Annotated in this window: 8 protein-coding genes; all 8 read right to left on the reverse strand. The window is 34.1% G+C overall.

The genetic code is table 11. The features are described 5' to 3' along the window. Positions 1–298 precede the first annotated feature (298 nt). Positions 299–13,945: an ankyrin repeat domain-containing protein gene (locus OPR28_RS01700; protein ID WP_265023376.1), complete on the reverse strand. Its 13,647-nt coding sequence runs from the start codon at positions 13,943–13,945 to the stop codon at positions 299–301. Between the two features lie 28 nt (positions 13,946–13,973). Beyond that, a complete protein-coding gene (locus OPR28_RS01705) occupies positions 13,974–15,266 on the reverse strand; it encodes a hypothetical protein (protein WP_265023377.1) in 1,293 nt (430 codons plus the stop codon). 685 nt (positions 15,267–15,951) lie between these two features. Further along, positions 15,952–18,081: a hypothetical protein gene (locus OPR28_RS01710; protein ID WP_265023378.1), complete on the reverse strand. Its 2,130-nt coding sequence runs from the start codon at positions 18,079–18,081 to the stop codon at positions 15,952–15,954. Beyond that, positions 18,047–18,835, reverse strand: coding sequence for a hypothetical protein (locus OPR28_RS01715; RefSeq protein WP_265023379.1), 789 nt, complete (start codon positions 18,833–18,835; stop codon positions 18,047–18,049). Before OPR28_RS01715 ends, OPR28_RS01710 begins: the two co-directional genes overlap by 35 nt. Positions 18,836–18,989: 154 nt before the next feature. Continuing rightward, positions 18,990–19,598, reverse strand: coding sequence for a hypothetical protein (locus OPR28_RS01720; protein WP_265023380.1), 609 nt, complete (start codon positions 19,596–19,598; stop codon positions 18,990–18,992). 48 nt (positions 19,599–19,646) lie between these two features. After that, entirely contained in the window at positions 19,647–21,170 is a 1,524-nt protein-coding gene (locus OPR28_RS01725) for a recombinase family protein (protein ID WP_265023381.1), read from the reverse strand. A gap of 10 nt (positions 21,171–21,180) precedes the next feature. Continuing rightward, positions 21,181–21,609, reverse strand: coding sequence for a DUF2924 domain-containing protein (locus tag OPR28_RS01730; RefSeq protein WP_265023754.1), 429 nt, complete (start codon positions 21,607–21,609; stop codon positions 21,181–21,183). Positions 21,610–21,641: 32 nt separating this feature from the next. Next, entirely contained in the window at positions 21,642–22,232 is a 591-nt protein-coding gene (locus tag OPR28_RS01735) for an ankyrin repeat domain-containing protein (protein ID WP_320157039.1), read from the reverse strand. Between the last annotated feature and the right edge of the window lie 164 nt (positions 22,233–22,396).

Consider the following 22,396-nt stretch of genomic DNA (forward strand, 5'->3'; position numbering starts at 1 on the left):
TCCTCAGTTAAACATATCCTATAATTAAGAGTCTAATGAACTGTCTAAAACAGCTATAAAGATTGCACATAGAATTATATAAATTACTATCATAACGTTACCCAAACTTCTATATCAAAGCTATGTGCTATAAGTTCAATATGGAAAACACATTAACCACTTAGCATTTAATGTCTACTTCATCCATTTTAGTATTAGGACCATCAAACTTGGTCTGGTATCCCTAATTATTTTGGCTACCTTCACTTTAAATTTTCCACTACTTGGCATTTTATAGCTGCACCTCTTATATTATAACCTACCTATTGATATTACCTCCAAGCTTGGTTACTCCTATCTCAGAAAGACAAGTTGATACTTCTGAATGGCTGTGAACTGAAGCATTACTTAAATAACTTTGAGGCTCTAAACTTATCTGCTGTTTTTTTGTACCATCAACTTCTAATCTACCACCTCTGTTGTGTAATATCTGCTCTATTGATTGATTTAGCAGACCCTTATTAAATTGAGCTATAAACTTTTCAAATTTCTTCGGACTTAATTTACCAGATTCTTCACCAGGACATGCTTTCTCTATATACGATTTTGAAATCCCTGAAATTTCATTAAATTTACCACTCATGACTTTTTTAGTAATCTCTTTCTGCATTCCCATATAATCAATATTTAACCGATGCATTGATATGCCACTTTTTAATGCAGCTTGCTCTACTACTTTCTCAAATTTCTCTGTAATATTCAATGCATAGCCCTGCGCTTCCAGTAATGATACGTTCTGATCTGATGTAAAAATGTATTTTTGACCCGTAACCTTTCTAACAAGCACATCAAGTAACATTATCGTACCATTTACATCTATTGGCGCATCAACTTGTAAAATTGAACTTGTAGTACTTGATGTTTCCTCAGGTAAAACAGCTCTAAACCCACCTACAGAACTTTTCACCCAACTAAACAAATCATTTATCCATGAAGATGGTCTTGTACTACCACTTGCTGCTATCTCAGGTTGATTACTTGAACCTAGCAACTCATTCAGTAAATGACGGCGTTTACGTTGTACAGCTTCTCCTCTTTTCTGATTGAGTTTTTCTAAGCACTGCACAACATCACTACATTCTTCATTTTTACTATGTTCTCTAAGTTTTTCTTTAGCAACATCTAGTGGTGTTTTACCATCCCTTTCAGTATCGATATTAGCCCCTCGACTGATAAGCTCTCTAACTTTAGGGAGATTTTCTTCTCTTACAGCAGTAAATAACTTCCTGTTTAATTGTTCATGTTCTAAAATTCTCACTATACGACCTTGTTGGCCAAGCGATAATGCATTATTGAGAGATCCTTGATTCTCTTCAAGAGCGTTCTTTGTATTAATAGCAATATCTAGCGGCGTCTTACCATTCTTGTTTTTAGTATCAATATTAGCTCCTCGACTGATAAGCTTTTCAACTCTAGAAAAATCATATTCTCTTACAGCAGTAAACAACTCTTTGCCTAATTGTTCTTGTTCTAAAATCTTGACTATATCTGTATAACCTGCTCGAGTAGCTATGACCAAAGGTGTTTCACCGAAAATATCCTGAACTTCAATGTCAGCACCTACACCAAGAAGAAGTTTAACTGTACTTGGCTTATTTCCTTGTAAAGCTACATGTAAAGGTGTCCAACCATTATTAGTTCTATCGTTAATGTTATTAGCATCACTATCTAAAAAAGACTCAACTATTTCAGATTTATCATTATTTTGGGCAGCCAAATGTAAAGGTGTATCACCATATCTATCTTTAGCTCTAATGTTAATATTGCTATCAAGAAAAAATTTAACTACATCAAACTTACCGTAAGCAGAAGCAAAGTGTAAAGGGGTCCAACCATACATGTCTTCAGCCTTAGTGTTAGCACCTCTATTAAGAAAAAACTGGACCATGTCCAGATTACCTTCTTGAGCAGCAAAATGCAAAGGTATTTTACCTTCCTTATCTTTAGCATCTAAGCTAGCACCTCGGCTTACAAGGTCTTTAACTTTCTTAAAATCTCCACCTTGTACTGCAGCTAATAATTGTTCATTTAGGTCTAATTGTGTTCGCTGTAAATACTCTACAACATTATTATATTTCAGATCAATAGCAACATCTAGCGGTGTTTTACTATCATTGCATTCAGCATTAATGTTGGCCCCTTTATCTATAAAATACTTTACCAAATCTAAATGGCCGCTCCAAGAAGCCCAGTGTAGTGGTGTCCTGCTATCTTTGTCAGTATCATTAACACTCACTCCCTTGCTCAGAAAAAACTCTATAATATCCTTATTATTCTCCTCAGTGGCAACATGTATGGGTCTTTTACCAGCAATAGAAGCATCTGCAACATTGATATCAGCTCCTTTTTCTATCAGAAATTTTGCAACCTCTGGTTGGCCGAACCTAGCAGCATAGTGTAGTGGTGTCCAACCATTTTTATCAGCCTCATCAACGCTCACTCCCTTTTCAAGAAGAAACTCTATAACACTTTCACTATTATTTTCAGCAGCAACATGTATAGGTTTTTTACCAGCAGTAGAAGTGTCTGCAGCATTGATATCAGCTCCTTTTTCTATCAAGAACCTTGCAACCTCTAAACGGCCTCTCCATGCTGCATAGTGCAGTGGCGTATAACCTTGCTTGTCAGTATCATTAACACCTACTTCTTTGCTGAGAAGAAACTCTATAATATTTTTATTATTGTTCTCAATAGCAATATGTATAGGTCTGCTGCCATAAAGATTTTCACTTGCAGCATTAACATCAGCACCTTTCTTTACTAAAAACTCTGCAACTTCTAAATGACCTTTATACGCAGCCCAATGTAGTGGTGTCCAACTGTACTTATCTCTAGTATTAACATTAGCATTCCGACTAACAAGACCTTCAGCTTCATTGAGATTACCATCTTGTACTGCGGTCAACAATCCTTCATCTAAATCTGATTGTACTTCTTCTATCATTTCTACTATATTTGTGTAATCTTCTTGTTTGGCCAGATCTAGAGATGTTTTACCATTTTTATCTTTAACTGCAATATTTGCACCTTTTCTGAGAAGGAGTTGAACCGTATTTGGCTTATCTTCTCGTATAGCTAAATGTAAAGGCGTTTTACCGTTATTAGTTATATCATTAATACCACTAAGATCTCTGCTCAAAATAAACTCAATTACTTCAAGTGTGCCATCATGTTGGACAGCTACGTGTAAAGGTGCTTCACCATCTTTGTTTTTAGCCTTTAAGCTATCTCCCTCTTGGATAAGATATTCTACTACTTTTACATGACCATTATTACAAGCATTATGTAAAGGAGTATTATTACTGTTATCTTTCGCCTCTAAACTAGCACCTTGGCTAACAAGAGCTTTGACTCTATTAAGATCGTCACCTTTTACTGTAGCTAACAATTCTTCATCTAAATCTAATTGTGTTTTTTTCAAAAATTCTATTATACTTATATAATTCTTTTGAAGAGCCAAATCTAAAGGTGTTTTACCATCTTTATTTTTAGCTTTTAAGCTAGCTCCCTTTTTGATAAGATATTCTACTACTTCCAAATGATCATTCTGAGAAGCATAATGTAAAAGAGTGTTACCATTGCTATCTTTCACCTCTAAGCTAGTACCTTGGCTAATAAAATCCTCAACTTTATTAAGATCACCATTTTTTACTGCAGATAACAGTTTTTTATCCAACTCTAACTGCATCTGCTTTATCACTTTTGCTATATCTGTGTGACCCTTCTGCTCAGCTAAATCTAAAGGTGTTTTACCATCTCTGTCTTTAACCTTTAAGCTGACTCTCTTCCCGATAAAATATTCTACTACTTTATCAAGATTACCATCTTGTGCACTAATTAACAATCCTTGATCCAATTGTGCTCTCTTCAAAAGCTCTTTCACATCTTCTTTAGTGGCTAAGTCTAAAGGTGTTTTATTATTCTCATCTTTAGCATTGACACTAGCACCTCTATCAAGAAGAAGTTCTACTATGTTCAACCTGTCTGCTTCAACAGCAAGATGTAAAGGCTTTTTATTATCTTTGTCTTGAGATTCAGTGTCAGCACCTTCATCAAGAAGAAATCTAATTATATCCAAGTTACCCTCTTGCACAGCAAAATGTAAAGGCGTTCCTTGAATCGTTATTTCATTATTAAATTTAGCACCGTTACTAATAAGAAGTTTTACCACATTCCATTTACCTGACTGAGCAGCATAAAGTATTGGTGTCCAAGCAAGCTTGTCTTGAATTTCAATATTAGCGCCTCTGTCAAGAAGGAATTGAACCATATCTAAATTATTCCCTGACGCAGCAAAGTGTAAAAGTGTTTGACCTTTCTCATCTTGAGCATCAATATTAGCTCCTCTATCAAGGAGTAGTTTTACTATACTCCATTTACCTGACTGAGTAGCAAGAAATATTGGTGTGTACCCAAATTTATCTTGAACTTCAATATTAGCACCTCTATCAAGAAGAAGTTTCACCTTATCAAATTCACCAGCCTCGGAAGCAAGATGCAACAGTGTTCTGTCAAGTTTACCTTGAGCATTTATGTCTCCACTGTTTGAAACCTCTGAATGTATAAAACTCTCTTGTGAATTAACAATAGAACTCACATTATTTAATTTATCAATACTATCTGAATTATGTATTTTATCTATTTCATTACTTAATAATATTTCTTTGTCAATAAACCTTATAGATAATGTTTCCATTTTAGGTTCTTTATAGAAATCTCTAAAATATATAATACACAACTCGCTTGCTTCTATATTAGCATTAAAAGCATTGGTAACTATCAAGTCGTATTTATCATGAAGATAGGTATACTGTCCTGCTTTTTTAGATATTACTAATTTATTCTTTTCTTCTATGTCTTGAGGTGTTACTACAATAATTTTTTCATCAGAAATAAAGAACGAAGACTTTAAACCTAAACTATCATCGATTTCCATCGGTGCATTATCAAAAATAATTTGTAATTTTTTATACCACTTATTTACAAGTGCATCTTTCAGCCTGACTGTTATTACATCTTGCTGTAAGCCAGTAGCTGATATAGATAACTTAATTAATAAATCACTTTTGCCTTTAATAACTGTTGGTATCGGTTTTATACTCAAATCCCTATTTATCTGCTGCACCAAATGATGTAGGTCTAATGTACTTCTTAAACTTTTCTTCCCATCAGCATCATCATTAATCACTACTTCTTGAATATGGAAGTTTTCAACATCAAGTGTTTCATAACCTGAGGTAATTGAGCATACATCGTTTCCGCTTAGAACAATATTTCTTTTCCTACTTGCATTGAGTTCACTACATACATCTCTCTTCATAGAATCCGCAGCATTGCTTCTCCCTCTATTATTTAAATAACTATCTAAATCTAACTTATTTTTTGACTGATTTACAAAGGTGTGCCTTTCAATATCTTCAACTATAGCAGATATTCTACTTGCTATTTGCTGACTATTTTCTTCAGTCAATATTGACTGATAGTCTACTACAGTTTGATTATAACCATTTAATTCTTGTATGCTACGTCTCTTGCGAGTAGATCCACAATTTTCAATTTTCCACTTAAATTGACCACCCTCTTCATTTGAAGGCCAGGTAAACACATACCGCCTGTTATTGTCAACTTGGAAAGTAGAAGCACTATTAGGTGAATATAAGTACCTTCCATACTCAACATTCTTGAGATACACATTATCACCATTAGGCTCAACCTTCCACTTAAATTGATCACTATTGCTATTTGAAGGCCAGGTAAACGCATACCGCCTACCCCTGTCACAATCGTTTAAGTGGTATGTACAATCATCATTAGGCGAATACAAATACCTTCCATACTCAACATTCTTTAAATACACATTATCGCCATTGAGCTCAACCTTCCACTTAAATTGATCACTATTTCCATTTGAAGGCCAAGTGAACACATACCGCCTATCCCTGTCACAATTGTTTAAGTGGTACATGCAATCATTATTAGGTGAGTACAAGTACCTTCCATACTCAACATTTTTAATACATACCTCTGAAGAAAATACTGCATTGCTCACTGATTCTGGTAATTTGTTTTTTAGCTTTTCAAGATCAGATTTCTCTTCTGAATTGACCCTAGGCATTTTCATGGTCTCTCTAATAGAGTAAGCTAATTTAAACATTGCACCATCATCCTCTGGTATTTTGTCAAACACAGCTATGTAACCTGAAATAAACTGACCAATATAATTGTGACTGGCTATAAACTTTAATATTCCTTCTATACCTACACTTGAATATGTGTCATTTACAGCTTCCTTAATTGCTCTATCAAACAACTTTTCATCAAAATTATAAACCTCATCCAAAAGTTCAATAGTTGAAGCACTACGACCATTCAGCATACCGTCCTTTAGCACCCTTTTTGCTTCACTTTTTATCGAACCTCTTAAACTGCTTATACAAGACTCTACCAATCTTTTTGTATCGGATGGAATATTCGCTTGGTTAACAACTTCCTCCTTTAAAAATTTAATCTGCTCTATTTTAAATAAGTTGTTACTTTCAGCTTTAATCCTATCACAAAAAAATGTGATTATATCTAAATTACCATTGTAAGCAGCTAAGTACAGAGGTGTTCTACCATTGTACTTAATCTTGATATCCGCACCTCTATCAAGGAGAAGCTTAACTATATCCAACTGCTTGGCTTCCTCAATAGCCAAATATAGAGGCGTCTTACCCTTTTTACTTTGAATGTCAACCTTAGCACCTTTATCTATAAGAAAGCTAACCATATCAAGATTATCGTAGTGAACAGCATAATGTAAAAGCGCCCAATTATCATCGTTGCAACTAGTTAAGGCATTAATGTCACCTTTCTTTTTTAAAAATGGTTTAAGTATACTTTGGCTTAATTCCACATTACCGTTATAAACAGCATAATTCAAAGCCGTCCAGTTTTGTGAACACTGATTCTTATGTTCAACATTGACATTACTTCTGTTAGCAGTTCTATCAAGAAGAGTTTTAACTTCATCACTTTTACCTTCACCATCTGCTCTGCTTACCAATGGTTTTAATACTCCCAATCCAGAAGTTGTCATCCACTTATTACACCGATCTATTATGTTCCTATCATAACCATTCAGCAAAAGGTTGTTTTCTAACTTTTCAAGCAATGATAAAATCTGACTGCTACTTGGTATTTTACTTTTAAGTTCCTTAATTTGCTCTAAACTACAGGAATTTTCTGTAAACCCGACCCGTTCCTGGAGTGAAGAAAAACCAAGACATTGATGTGTTGGCTCTTTGTTTTCTCTTTCAAAATCATCAACTGACATCAAACATTTAAAGTCATTTTCTACTTTAGGAGTATATTTACTTCTATTTTGGTAATTTTCTGAAGCTTTATCAATTAAAGCTTGTATTTTTCTTACCTCAGATAAACTAAACCTATCTAATCTACGGAGCGTTATTGGTTCTAAACCTAGATCAAACTCCAACGTAGAAATTCTATGAAATTCATTATTATCCCAATCTTTTATATTGATCGTATGATTAGACATCTTATCGCGAAATATCAGATCTGCACCATTGCTGAAAATTTCAACTTGACCAGGAGTAATATTCTTTAATATCATTACTCCTATGCGTTCCTCATCTTGTCCTACAGAAGTAGAAATATTTTTTTCTAATTTTTGATTGTGTTGAGTGATACTAGTAGAGTTACTAAAGTCTTCAATATATTCTTTTACAACTCTTTCATAGTCACTTCTAAGTTTATCCTTATGCTCCATTACATTATCAACGTTCTCTAATAACTCAGGAGATGGAGAAAAATGATCATTATTCCATAGAGAATAAGAAATATTTTCCCATTTGCTTTGTTCAGTATAAAAACCTTCTATTCTAATCATAAAAGGAATTTCACTTTCTCTTATTAATAAGAGATCATCTTTATCTTTATACTTTTTAATATCTTTAAGACGAGAATCTATCACTACATGATCACCTTGAAAATCCTTAGATAACAAAAACATATTCTGAGTTTGTGTAGCCTGTAAAAAAGGAACTAATTTACCCTTTCCCGAAGAAGAGGGAGAACAGGACATTGATTGTATATTGGGGATAAAAGTTTCTCCTTTTTTGTTCATAATTATAAGATGCCTATAATTAGGATCTTGAAAGTAGTTTTTCACTCGAATGTTACTATTATTGTATTTTAAATACAGATCACATTGCTGGATTGAAAAATCTTTCTCAACTGCCGACATAAATAGTGTATCTAGTTTTTTATCACTTGAGTTATTATCAATTTTAACTTCTCCACTATTTATATCATTGCTAATAAAATACACATCACTTCCTCCTCCTCCCCTAGCAAAAATAGTTCCTTGATCGAAGTTTATTACATCATCTTCCAGAGAACCAAAAACCATATGTGGAACTGCACTATTACCCTGATTCTGTACTCTATCTCTGATAACACTAAAGACTTTGTAATCCTTGTTATTGTTTGGAATTTTCTTATAATGACTTGCAACATCGTCAAAATTATCTAAGGAATGTTCTGAATGTAATTCAAATGAAGTAATTTTTATAGTTGATAAGTCTGATCTTTCAATCTTAGGAACAATATTACTACCATTTTTGTCTATTAGTGCAAAGTGAGGTTTATTACTGCTTTGCTCGACATAATTTTTTACATCAAGAGTAAATTGATTGTTTTGACCAAAATTTATTTTTAAAGATAAAGTATTACTATTTGTAGAGTAAGTTATTTGATCACAATCACCTAATAAATCAATTTCCGGAAAAATTACAGTTCCTGTTCCATCTACATCAATTTCTGAATATAAACCATTACCTTTGTAGTCTGCAGCTTTTACGTAAAAAGTATAATTGCTCTTTCCACCCTTAACTGTAGTATACGGCGAAATAATTACTTTTTTACAATTTTCAACTACATCTTTCTCATTTTTATTAGAACCACCACTACTATCTATGATAACGTCACGATCATCGATTCCTGTAAAGTGTTCAGAGTAACCCATGCACGAAATCTCATCCACCTTGTTCTTTCTTCCAACATAGTAGTAACTAAAGATGCCATTATTATCAATTTGATCATTGATTAGCCAACGACCATTTACTCTTGCCTTTAATGATCCAGAGGCACTAGGCTTAAAACGATAATTAACATTCACTCCTATAACTTTATCTTTCAATTGGCTTAAATCAAGTATATTAACAGAATTACCTCCACCAATAATTTTACCTGAGAAGTCAATGCTGTTTACAATAAACCTATTTACTACCTTATTGCCACCAGTTATTTCTGCTGTACCTGAGTTAATTAAAAAATTATTGCTCCATTCGTTATTTCCAACGATGGCACCTTTGTTTACATTGCTTAAATCATAAACAATTGTTTTATCCTTTTGTTTCCCCTTTACCCTATTATCGTGACTAATAACCATTGAATTTTCACAATAATACGAAGCAAAGTCGAGTGAATTTGTTGTACCTTCTTTTTCATAATCTTGATCAGTAACCTGTGGTAAACAAATCCTGCTAGCATCTTCAATACGATGAGGTATAACACGTGAAAGACTTCTTGTATTAGCCCTTTCTTCTTTATTCATAAGAATCTTTGCATAATCTGGACGAAGCGTATTACCACTTACTTTTCCAAAACCAATACCATAAGCAACAGTACTATTAAGGCTATTATTTAAAGTTTGCCACGCTCCTTTAGTGAGACTATTAACCATTTCCTTTCTTGCTGCAAGATGTTGTACATCTTGTGGTATAGGTTGAAAAGCAAATGTATGCCAAAAAATACGCCAATTTTCATCATGGGTTGTATCATACTTTTTCTCGTATTCCACGATATTGCTAACACCGCTATAAACCCCAGAAGCTACCATCAATGCAACTCCAGCTGCAATACCAATTCCAGGCATACTAAGTGCTGTAAGCGCAACACCAGATACAAACGATATAGTGGAAAAAGATATAGTTGCTATATTATCTCTTATTTCTTTCTCTCCACATGGATTATCACTATTCTCCCTTTTTTTACAATCCACAAGATTACTTGCTGACATGCCTATATCAACAATATCAAAGACACCGGTTATAGCTCCTGCTGTACCTCTTGCTATCGTGCTTCCAAATTTTACTCCCATAACTCGAACAGCAAATTTTGTCTGTTTACCTAAAGTACTTGGTATAATTTTTCCCACAACCTTTTCAGCTGATGCTACAATTTTTGGAGTAATTTGAACCATTACATTCTCAATTGGTTGAGATGCAAAAGACCATGCTATCCCACCTAAATTTAATCCACAATCTATTGCTGTTCCATCTTTACAAGATACGATAGCTCCATGAATTCCTCTTATTAATTGTATTCCACCTGCAGCGTTCATTAACCTGCTTTTCAACTTTGAGCTTTTTGTTGTACTACCAGTTTGCTGTGAAATGTCACCGTGCAAATTCTTAATACGTTCATTTTCAATATAACGTCCGTACCCTTTATCTTCAACTACCTTATCAAATAAGTACTTATGATTACCTTCGATATTTTTATCTCCAACGAACTCTATTAGCTGAGCATTTTTCCCTTTATTTTGACTACTTTTAACATAAGTTAGGAACTTTTCACTATCAACTATAACCTTATCTATATTATTTTCATCTATCCTTCCCTTAATAAACTTTTTTACATCATCCAATGAAAATAAACAAGGATTAATACTTCTTCTTTTTCTACTACCTTGTTTTACACAATTATTTAGGTCAAATTTCTTTCTAGGTGCTTGTGTTTCAGCAAGTACAGCCTCTAAGTTAGCTATGCGTTGTGGATCTATACTTAACTCGTTTGAAATGCCTTCTCTCATGTGTATAAAATGATCTTCATTTCTTCCTTGAATCTGCAACCGGTTACGTATTTCATCAGGAATATTACGTAATCTATCTTCTTGCAACACAGTATTAATATCTTTAGCATTCTCCAACGCCCATAAGCCGCAATTATAACCATCTCTTTGTTGAGCAATAGAAACATCATTAACGGTAATTCGAGCCTGTTGTAAAACTTGACGAATGTTATCTGGAACATTATTACCCAACGAGTCTACATAGTATCCATTATACTGCCCATTTTGATGGGAAATGACTAACGTAACCCAGTGATTATTATCTAAATTAACAATCAAAGTTAATGGTCTTTTTTCACCTCTTGTTGCTACGCTATTCTGAAACTGTTGTAATTGATTAGCTATATGCTTCGGTGATCCCACTACTTCAAATAATGTGTCAGCTCCATCAATTCCATAACCATATTTTATTCTTGCAATATCAGCTATATCATGTTGCTGCAGCCAATAATGATAATCTTGTTCTGCTGTTGCAGATTCTAATGTACGTAGATTCTCCTCTTGTATACCAAGATTTTTCAACTTCTGGATTACTTCTTGTCCTCCTCTTAAATGTTCTCCCTTAGATATATCAATAGATTGTGCTACTTGATCAGTAGGAATCACATGTACAGAACTGTGCACTACTATAACAGGAGTGAACTCATCTTTGCTTCCCAGAATAAGAGAATTTGCACTATTTGCTCCTTTATCGAATACAACACCCATAAAATCCACTTCATTCCCATCTGTAAGCGTTTTATAAGTAACACCCTTCGTATACTCATCAGCGATTTGTCTATTTGCCTCATCTTTTAACGCATCAGCTGTCTTGCCTTCCCTTGGTCCTTTAAGCTCTAACCCTACAGGAGTATATTCCTTAGCATTGCTATCATCACCTGCGAACTTAATACCATGAACTAGCATATCAATACGTTTTCCCCTTCCAGTTTGAAACTCTGTTAATACTAACGCCCTGTTTTCTTGTGATCCTCCTAGATTTATATCACTATAGTGGCTAAATGCTCCATGAAACACAGCTTGAGTATGTGCTTCTTTTTTTATTAAATCTTTAAAAGGTAATATTGCCTCGCCTACTTTGCCAAATAACTTCTTGTACTTACCTATTGATGAAGATTGATCTTGTAAAGAAGCAAGCTGAGATACTAGTACTTCATCAAATGTTTTCTTAAAATCCTTAGGGTAAGGAACATTCTTAAAATCACCTTTAAACTTATCAGATTTTTTACCATTATACTCTCCTAGAGAAATAGGCTCATTAACTTCAACACTAAAATATTTTTTAAAATCTGATTTTTGTTCTTTTATATTAAAATTAAGATTTAATTCTACTACCTTTCTATTTCCTATCTTTTGTTCAAGTTTATTAAGAGGAATGCCTTTTTTTAATATTTCAGCTCTTCCATCTGATTCAACAATATTCATTACATAAACTAATCTCTCATCATTTTCCGGAACAAATACCATTGTTACAACTGCATGGCTTTCATCAAGCTTGTTCGACTCAGCTAATTTTTTACCGGCTTCCTTAGCTGCTTGACGTTGAGGAACACCCCTTCCACTACCTTCAGAACGAGTTTCGGTAGGTATATTTTCACCATAAATAAAAACATGCTTTTCGAAATCGCTTTCCAAAGCTTTAACTTCGTTTAACAGTAATGATTGGCCTAATAAAAACCTACTGAAATAATGATTATCTCCCTTCTCTCCCGTACCAGGAAATGTATGATAGATACGCTCTATATTTTCTTGAATTCGTGTTTCTAATTGTTCTTGTGTAATCTCACCATTATTTCGTCCATCAATAGATATCAATATTTGGTTAAAAAGAGGAATTATTTTTTGATTGCGTGACTTATCCAAAATATCTGAAATAGGAGATGGATGGTCAAGATTTACACCAACACACAGAATATCATTTGCAGTAGTTAAAACTCTCATTACATTCGGTTGAAAACCTTTTGTATAATCCTCAGCTTGCTTTAAAGCAGCAGTTGGTGTAGTTCTACTCTTTTCTCCTATTTTACCTTCTTTTAACTCTGCTTTAGTAGCAGCCTTCATCTCTATAATAATAGGAACGGCATTCAATGACCTATCCTTACCACGAGGCACTAGAACAATATCAGCGTAACCTCTTCCTGCAAATTGCTCTAAGTAAACCCTAAGATTGTGTCTATAGCGGAAATTCACAAGAGCTCCTGCTATAAACCCATGATGTGCTGCTTCTCTTGTTTCTTGAGCACAGGTAAGTGAATTCTTATATTCAGAGTGAATTTTACTAACTTTTTTTAGAATATTTTCAACAGGCTTTTTCACTTTTTCCACATCAGGATTAGTCAGCTTAGCTATATCACTTTCTGGATTATTCCATAACCCCTTTTTTATTTCCTTAAACTCATGTGTTGCAGAAGTATTCTTATCCAACTTGTCATCTTTTACTTCAACAGGTATTTCCCCTGTGGCTTTAACAATTTTTACTAATTTAACTTTAAGATCATCTTTAGCACTTCTCACATGTTCATTCTGTGCAGGTAAATTTGATTGACCCAGTATCTCTTCTAGCTCACCATAGGTAAATTTTTTACTCTTACTATCATTCTTACCAAACTCTGAAATCACAAAAAGATTTACCTTCTCAATCGCGCTTTTCTGATTTGTAATACCACCTTTTCTTATAACAGCCACTTTCAGAGTTTTCGAACCATCAAAACTAAAATATATTTTTTCAATATCTAGCTTTTTCGCAATCTCTGTATCTATCAAAGTAGAAAAGCTTCCTAAAAAGAAATGCGGAAAAAACCCTGCTTTACCTACTGAATGTAAATATGATGGAATTTGATCGATATATGACTGAAACCTTGCTTTGAAAGATTCAAAATCACTTCCTTGTTGAGTTGAAGTACTTGGGCTAGCTCCTGCATTTGAACCTGCTTCTCGAATCAACAACTCTATTAATTCAAAACCTTGTGGTTTCTCTTGATTTGGCACAAAATCCTCCAACAATATATAATGTTTTTTACTTGCCTAGTCTTACATTGGACTTACCATACGTTTTTCTAACTTCTACTTCAACTAAATCACCACTTGGACCAGGTTTGTTCTTTTTATCAAGCCCTTTATCAGCAGACTTACCATAGGCTAAAAACTTACTTAATGATTCATTATCTCCTTGCTCTAATATAGAACGTATATCATTTGCTTTTTCGGAAGACATGAACTCCTTGATTTGTCTAGAACTAGCCTTATCTAACATTGCCCATACTGGCTCCATAAAACCTTTTTCAACCAAATGCACTGAAAATTTTCCTTGAAAAGAAGAATCTTCCATCATTTCCTCGTCCAATGTGAAAGTACGATGATTATCAAATCCTTCTTTTTTCCACATATGCATAAAAACTTCCACACCAGCACCTAAATAATGCTCTGGACAGTCCTTTATCATGAATTTCAACCAAAGAGAGTAATCATCTTCTGAAATTTCACTTGATTTTAAACAATCAAACAATTCCTGAAATTTACCAAAATTGTGCATGTCTTTCATTTTATTCAAAGATCCATAATGATCATTTTTCTCTAAATCTCTTCTTAAAAGTTCTGGATATCTATTAGGACTTACCTGACTCAGGAAAAACTCAAATATATCAGGATAAATGCGAAAACTAGGTCTTGCCGTATAAGCTGCATTTTTCATCAAGATCTCATCCTTCTTTTGTGCACTTATTTCATCTTCAGGCAAAGATTTTATCTTATTCCAAAAGAATTCCACTGCTTCTACTCTTTGCCAATCTACTGCACAATCAAGCCCATACTCATATGGATGACGGTCCCTCAAATCCAGTTTATCAAGATACCCACTAATGAAATGTGACCAAAATTGAGCTAAAGGACCTTCTCCATAGCACTTAACTAAGCGGCGATACTCAAGCAAACTGCCACCACCTTTAGCAGACAATTTCTCTTTTCTTTCCTCAAATATAGCTCGTATTTCATCTTCCAAACAACACTCACATGCAATTTGGTATCTAACAGTACCAAAAGGATTTGGATTACTATCTGAACTGGGTGCAATTAATTTTCTGCCTACCACTTGTCTATTAAGCTTCACTCCATGCAAATTATTGACTTCTTCCCAGCAATCTTTACTAGATAACACTCGTGCAAGAAAATTATTTCTTATTTCACCATACCCCTCATGTATCATCCAATGTGCATAGCACCAACGCTCAATCTGAAGGAGCTTAGATGCCCTATAAGGATCATCTTCCTTAATAGATGAAAACAAAACTTCTGAAATATCCCGACGGTCCATAATTACCTCCTTTTGAACAATGAAAGAATGTTGTACTCTTCACGTACCATAATGAATAAGTCCAATATATTTTAGGTATATTATCCCACCTTTAAAACTTGTCAATTACTATTTTAGAAAAATTTTCTAACCTAAAGTGGTTTTTAGTAAAAGGCTCTTAATAGGCTTATATAAGGTCTTTTGTTCACTTTTAAATTCTGTTTTTTATAAGTCTACCTTAATTATTATTCTAAAATAAACTGGTATTAATTTAACAATATATGTCATTAATAACTTAAATAATATAACCATTTCCAGCACTCAAAACCAGCTAGTGAGAGAAGAGTTCGTTTTGGAATGGATTGGACTACCGCTTGTTCTGTGCGAACTTTTCTTTATAGTAATTTTATTATAACGCAAAACTAGCTATATTAGCCTACTTTCGCCACATTTAGGTACGAACTAATACACCTAGCTTTGGTACAACAATTTTACGTTTTTATTTTCACAACGCCGCTTTTATTTAAATTGTTCTCACAAAGGTAGGTACTTTTTTGCGATTTTGGAGGAAGTAAACAATTAAACCTTTTGTGATGCTAATCAACTTGTGTTTTTATAAAAATAATTTTTTTAATATTCTTTATGATAGGCAAACCATATAAAAACAATATCTATAAACCCAAGCTTCTCATAAACTTTAAGACTCTTATTTTTTCCAAGAAGATCCTGCAACTAGCTCATGACTTACACTACTAAATGTAGAATTTGGTGATTGCATTTGTAGTCGTTTTACTATCTCTTCTACCTCCGTTTTTCCTTTTTCTGCCGTTCTTTTTTCTCTCTCTGCTACGTCCCTTGCTTGTACTACCCTCGTTACTATACTGAGCTTTAGCCTATCAATGTTCTGTTCATTACATTCTGGTACATTCTCCCTTGATTCCTCTTCTTCTTTTTCTCCTTCAGTAAACCTGAAGCTCAGTCTCTCAAATTCATTTGCAAGTTCTGATAATCTTTCAAAGTCAGGCTCCTTTACTTCTCTTCTTAAGTTTTTGTACTCTCTACAGAGACTCTTAAATTTTGTTGTATAACCTTCGTTTAAAACCAGAAAAGTATACTGGCATTCTAAAAACTTTTGTATATCCTTATTTTGTTTTATTCTTTTTCTTGATATGTCTTGATCATCTGCTTCATCATATAGTAAATCGAGAGCTTTTTTCCCTGCTCTTTCCATTTCAACTTTTGCTTCTGCTTTTTCTCTAGCTCTTCTTTCTTCCTCTTTGGCTCTTCTTTCTTCTTCAGCTCTTGCTTCTGCTTCCTCTGCTTTTTTCTCTAATATTTCATTATTTGCTGCCATAGCATGAAGTTCTTCTTGATTACTTATGTCTTTTCCAGCAAGTTCCACATTGACTTGACGCTGTTCTGCAGTTGCTTTTCTTATCTTATACTCATCTTGTTGATCAGCTATGTGCTTTTTACAATTGCCAATAAAATTCTCCGCAAGTTCTCTAAATGATAGCATTCTCTTTTGCGAATCGTGTTTAGTTTTGTACACACTGTTAAACAATGCTCCATTTACCTGAAATATCCACATATACTTAGAGTTTTTCTTAATATCTTCTATTGCTTTATAGAACAACTCATCATCCCCTGTGGCAACACTTTTTTGTAAAGCTTTTTTACATATTTCAAAGCTTTTTACTTCTAGACTATCACGATAAAACCACGGATGAAATAACTTTTGCCAGAAGTTAAATTCTTCCAATGGTTCTTTCTCATTAATCACTTTACCAAACACTCTTTTTCCTACTTCCTTTTTCTTACTTATTACTTTTTTTTGATGATCCAATAAATAATCTGCAGCCACTTTAAACTCATCATTAACTAATGACGTCATCAGTTGTTTTAATTCTTCACACTTTGCTTTATCTAATTTGCACAGATATTCTTCAACTCTATCATGGAATGACTTATCTCGTTCACTTCCTATGCTTTTATGAATAAACTCTTTACACTTCACAAAATTTTCTATCCTTTTGTACTCTCTATAAAAAAGTGGATGTGCTACTACTTGTAAAAAGCTGAATTCTAGATCCCTCTCTAATTCACTTAATTTTTCCAAATCTGACCCTTCTTTCTGACTAAAGACTCCATCTACTATTTGCTTCTTCTTCTTTTTTATTGGTTCTAAATATTTGTCCAGACTTTTTTCCATTTCTTTTAAAATATCATCAGTAATAGAAGCAGGAAAGGTTTCTTTTATCTCTTCTAACTCTAACAATGGTAACCTCTCGTATAGTGTGTGTAATTCAAATTCCCCTTGTCCTCTGAACGCTATTGATAGCATGTCTTTATATAAACGCTCAATTTCTGAAAAACTCAGGTCCGTTGGTAAAGAAAGTCTATCTTGAAATTCCCCTCCGTTAGATATAGCTAGCAACTCTAAATCTTTCTTCTTACTGTCTCTTTCCCTATGATTTGCTGCTCTTTCTGCTATTTCATTCAACATTTCTTGCTCTACTTCAGCAAGAAGAGATACATGCATATTGTCCACTATGTACTGCAAACCTCTTTCTACATCATCACTCAGATTATTTTGTACAGCTGACTCCTTTATGATCACCTCATCGGCTCTACTAATAATCCTATGATTTACTGTCTCATAATTCATTCTTCCTCTATAATCATCAATATCAACACATTTCATGTAGGACAACAATGATTCTTTTACTCCAAAACTAGTAGGTAAAATTTTAAGATAATCTTCCACTAACTTATTTTTTACCCTTCTAACTGCTTCTTTGTTAAAGGAAGTACCTAGCTTGCTTGCTTCTTGCACTTCTGGTTTTCTCTTTCGTATAGGGAGAACTGCGATCTACTATTTCTTCATGTAGTATATGTTTCTTATCCCTTTCTGCTTCGCAAAGAACTTCATACAATAACTGTTCATACCAATTATCAAAAAAAGTCTTGTCCTTTATTTTGAGTAACAGAGGTTTATTATCTTTAACCGTATTACATGCCTTTGTTTTCTTACTATTATACTGTAAGTTTGTTTTTTGCGTTTCTAAGTATGAGTACTTATCTTCCACTTCTTTAGCTTTTAATAGTACGTCCTCTAAATTTTTTACTTCCTCACGAGAAATGTAGTTATGATAAATTTCAACTATTTTGCGTACGCTAAAAGTACATAAACTTGATATATCTGTTTCTTGAACATAACTCTCTAAGTCAGAACAGCTATGACTAGTCAGAGATTTTAAGTTACTGCTTGATGATGGTAAAAAGACATTTTGACGCAACCTATCCTCATTTCCGCTTATTTGTTCACCTATATCCTTTTTTATGCTGTCTACAAAAATCTCTTTTTCTGGTTTTTGATATTCGGTTAGAACGTTAAGCAAAGCACTATATGCTTGAAACTTTGCTTGCGCAATAACTGTCCTAGTAAGAAAAAAACTAGAACAGTATAATGATAACCCAATTGGTGCCCTTGTACCAATAAGTGCCTGCAGTAGTTTTAGATCCACCGTTTTCATCTTCATTATTTCTTCCACTTGTTCTTCAAACGGCTTATCAAAAAAACTTGGCATATTACTCCCATTATCAATTAAGCATACCTTAATTATCATTAAATTACAAGTCAACACTTTTTTTTTGCTTAGTTTTTTAATATTTTGAGTTAAAACTTGACCATTTGTTGAAGGCATTCACCATTGTGGTTCCGTATAGAAGAAATTATCTTGTTTATATTGCCTTCAAAGGAGGATGAGCAGTGATCGATTGTTCCTCTACTTTCTCGAGCTTGGTGTTGGGATTTATGATATTATACAGCGCAAGACCTATACAAGCTAATCCAACTATTCCCACAACCGCTGCTACTACAGGCATTTTCATGATATACAATGCAGCACTGCTTGCCAATAATATTGCACCAACAACACTACCAATTACGATTGCTTGCCTTTGTTGCGTTAACGGCTTGTCTTTTTCGTCTGTAGCATCAAAACATGGTTCAGTGGGAGATGGGCTGTCAGGAGTTTGCTCATTAGTTTCTCTATCAAAACACGGTTCGGAGGTTGGTTCTACAGTAGTTGAATCATTTTGCGCTTCTTCGTTGCTTTCACATATAGGTTGAAGATCTTCACTATTTATATTACATAATTTGGTGTCAGTTTCTGTAGCTTTATCAACTGTATTGGTTTGCTTTTTTATTTCAACTTTAACTTCCTCAACATCTGCCAGCGTATCAGAGGTTCTTGACTTCTCCATATCAGTTACTTTTGCGGTAGTGGTACCTTTTTTATTTCTAAGTTTTTCAGTAATACTTTCCCATATTTTTTTCAGTATTTTCATGATGTTCTCTCCTTTTTATTAAAATTTGTTGTATTTAATGTGCGTAATTTAAGACGCTAACTTGTAAAACTTTTCAAACTGCTCACTCCACAGCATCGGTATTTCCCTTAAATCAGCTAGCCTCAAACTACTTGGTTGTCTCCCATTTACTATGTCTTCTTTAATCTTTGGAGCTAAATAATTTAACCTTAAAATTTGTTGTATACGTCTTGTACCTATATTAATTTTAACGCTCAGCTCTTTCACACTTCTATATTTCCCTTCCTCTAGTTGACGTTTCCATAGGTAGGCTCTCACCACTGCTTTCAGTAGCGCATTATTTGTTTTCCCCTCTGGTTCTACTATAGTGCATTTATTTCCTTTCTTTTTTAAACTCATTGGTATAAATTTTTCCTCTGATTCAGAACAGACATCTATTCCATCCCCTCTCATCCATACTGTCTTTATTAATTTTTTCACCGCTTCTTTCTGTTTTCCAAAACTTAAATTTTTCCATTTTTCTTCCCCTCTTTCCCAATTTTCATATAGGCGTTCAGCTCTCTTCATTACTTCTTTTTCCACTTCTCCTGCTACTACTGTTCGGTTTTCTGATTCACAATTTTTTCCCCTTAAGTGATTATTACATATGTAGTATCGGTACCTTTTATTTTCTTTTTTTGAGTATGTCAGCGTCATATTTACACCACAACTCTTGCACTTTATTATCCCCTTTAGCAGCGCTTCCTCATATTTTACTTTTCGATATGGTTGATTCTTTATCAATTCTTGCGCTTTTTGCCATTTTTCTTCTTCTATTATTGCTTCATGTTTTCCCTCATATTGCTTCTCATAATGCCTGATTTTTCCCATGTATACTGGATTTGTTATTATTCTCCTTACTGTCGCTTTCTTAAATATCTCTCCTCCATACACTTTTCCCGATTTTGCTTCAAATCTCTTTGTTCTGTGCCCTTTTCTGTTTAACTCCCTTGCCAATTCTGCCATTGACTTCAGCTCCATATACCTCTCAAATATATGTTTCACCGTCTTTGCTTCTTTCTCATTTATTATTAATTCTTTATCTTTTACATCATACCCTAGCGGTAAAGTTCCACCCATCCACAATCCCTGCTCCTTTGATGTTGCTATTTTATTTTTTACTCTCTCTACTATCATTTCTCTTTCTAGCTGTGCCGCTCCTGATAACACTGTTTGTACAAATTTTCCCATTGGTGTGTTGTTATCAAATATTTGCGTCACTGCTACAAAACTTATCCGGTGCCTTCTAAAAAATGACGTTACTTCTATGCAGTCCTTTGTTTCTCTTGATAACCTATCTAGCGTATACACTACCACACAGTCCACTTCTCCGGCTTTTACATCTTCAAACAATCCCTTTATCGCTGGTCTTTCTAAATTTTTTCCTGAATAGCCTCCATCATCATACCTTTTGGCTAATGCTACCCACCCTTCTCGGCTTTTTATGTATTTTTCACATGCTACCCTTTGTGCGTCCAAGCTATTAAACTTTTGTTCTAGTCCATCCTCATTTGATTTTCTCGTATATATCGCACACCTTACCTCTTTTAGCATTTTCTCCCCCTCAACTTACCTTTTTATCACGCATCCCAAATAATAAAGGACCGTTGTAGCTCATTCCCATTATTTTTCCGGCTACCGCTGATAATGACGTAAAAAATTCTTCTCTGTAGATTAAACCCTTATCTGTTACCATCACTGCATGCGTTTCTTCACCTCTTTCTAATATCAACTCCGTTCCTACTGCTGGCAGTTTATCGCTACTTATCCTTTTTCCCTGTTCTAGCCGATCTGCCAGGTATTCTAGTCTTTTTGCTCCTTTTCTTGATATTTCTCCATACGCTTTCTCCTGCAACCTATACGCCAATCTTGGTATCAAATATTTCTTTGAGTTTCTAGGCGCTTCTTCCACAAAGACCTTCCTCCATATTTTTCTCAGCTCTTCCAACGCTTTTTTCTCTAAATTCAATACTTTCTTTTCTATTCCTTCCATCCTAGCTTCTGAATTTAAAAAAAAGTTGCGGCTCATAGCACTTTTTCATCCATAGTTTCTAGCTCTTTCACCTCTTCTTTTGCTACTATCACACCTGCTGCCGTACTTTCCGATACGGTTTTTATTTTTTCTATGAACTCTCTCTGTTTATTTGCCATTTTTACGTTCTCTAACACTTCTTTTATCTCTTTATTATTTCTCGCATAATCAATTGGGGTTTTGCCAAATTTATCCTTTTGCTCTACATTCCCTCCCGCTTTTACTAGCTCTTCTACTATTTTTATCTCTGCTACCATGCACGCAAGGTGTAACGCGGCAAATTTGCTACTTCGTTCCACTGCGTTTACATCGACTCCTGCCTTTATCAGCTCCTTTGTATTTTCTACACGTTGCCCCATCACTGCTAGGTGTAGTGGTCTATATTTCCCGGCATCTGCTGCATCTACATCTACTCCCTTTTTGATTAATAACCTCACTTTTTTCGGATCTGGCATTCCCACCGCGTAATGTAGTATCGTCCTTCCTTTTGTGTCTTTTTTATTAATATTTTCTATTGAGTTATCTAATACTTCTTTCCACGACTTATTAAATTCTTCTCTTTCTTTCTTACTAAATTTTACCATAAGTTCCTCAGCTATTAATACAATATAAAGTGGCTCCAATTTGGCTCACTTTAGTGCTTAGCAAACTTTGTTTGTTTACCAGCTACTTTTTCACTTAGGGCTGTTTTAGCATAAAAAGCAAGTTTTTTTTTACAAAATATACAAATTTTTTCCACATATTATAT

Origin of the sequence: Wolbachia endosymbiont (group A) of Epistrophe grossularia (genome assembly GCF_947251435.1) — a bacterium.
Classification (GTDB): domain Bacteria; phylum Pseudomonadota; class Alphaproteobacteria; order Rickettsiales; family Anaplasmataceae; genus Wolbachia; species Wolbachia pipientis.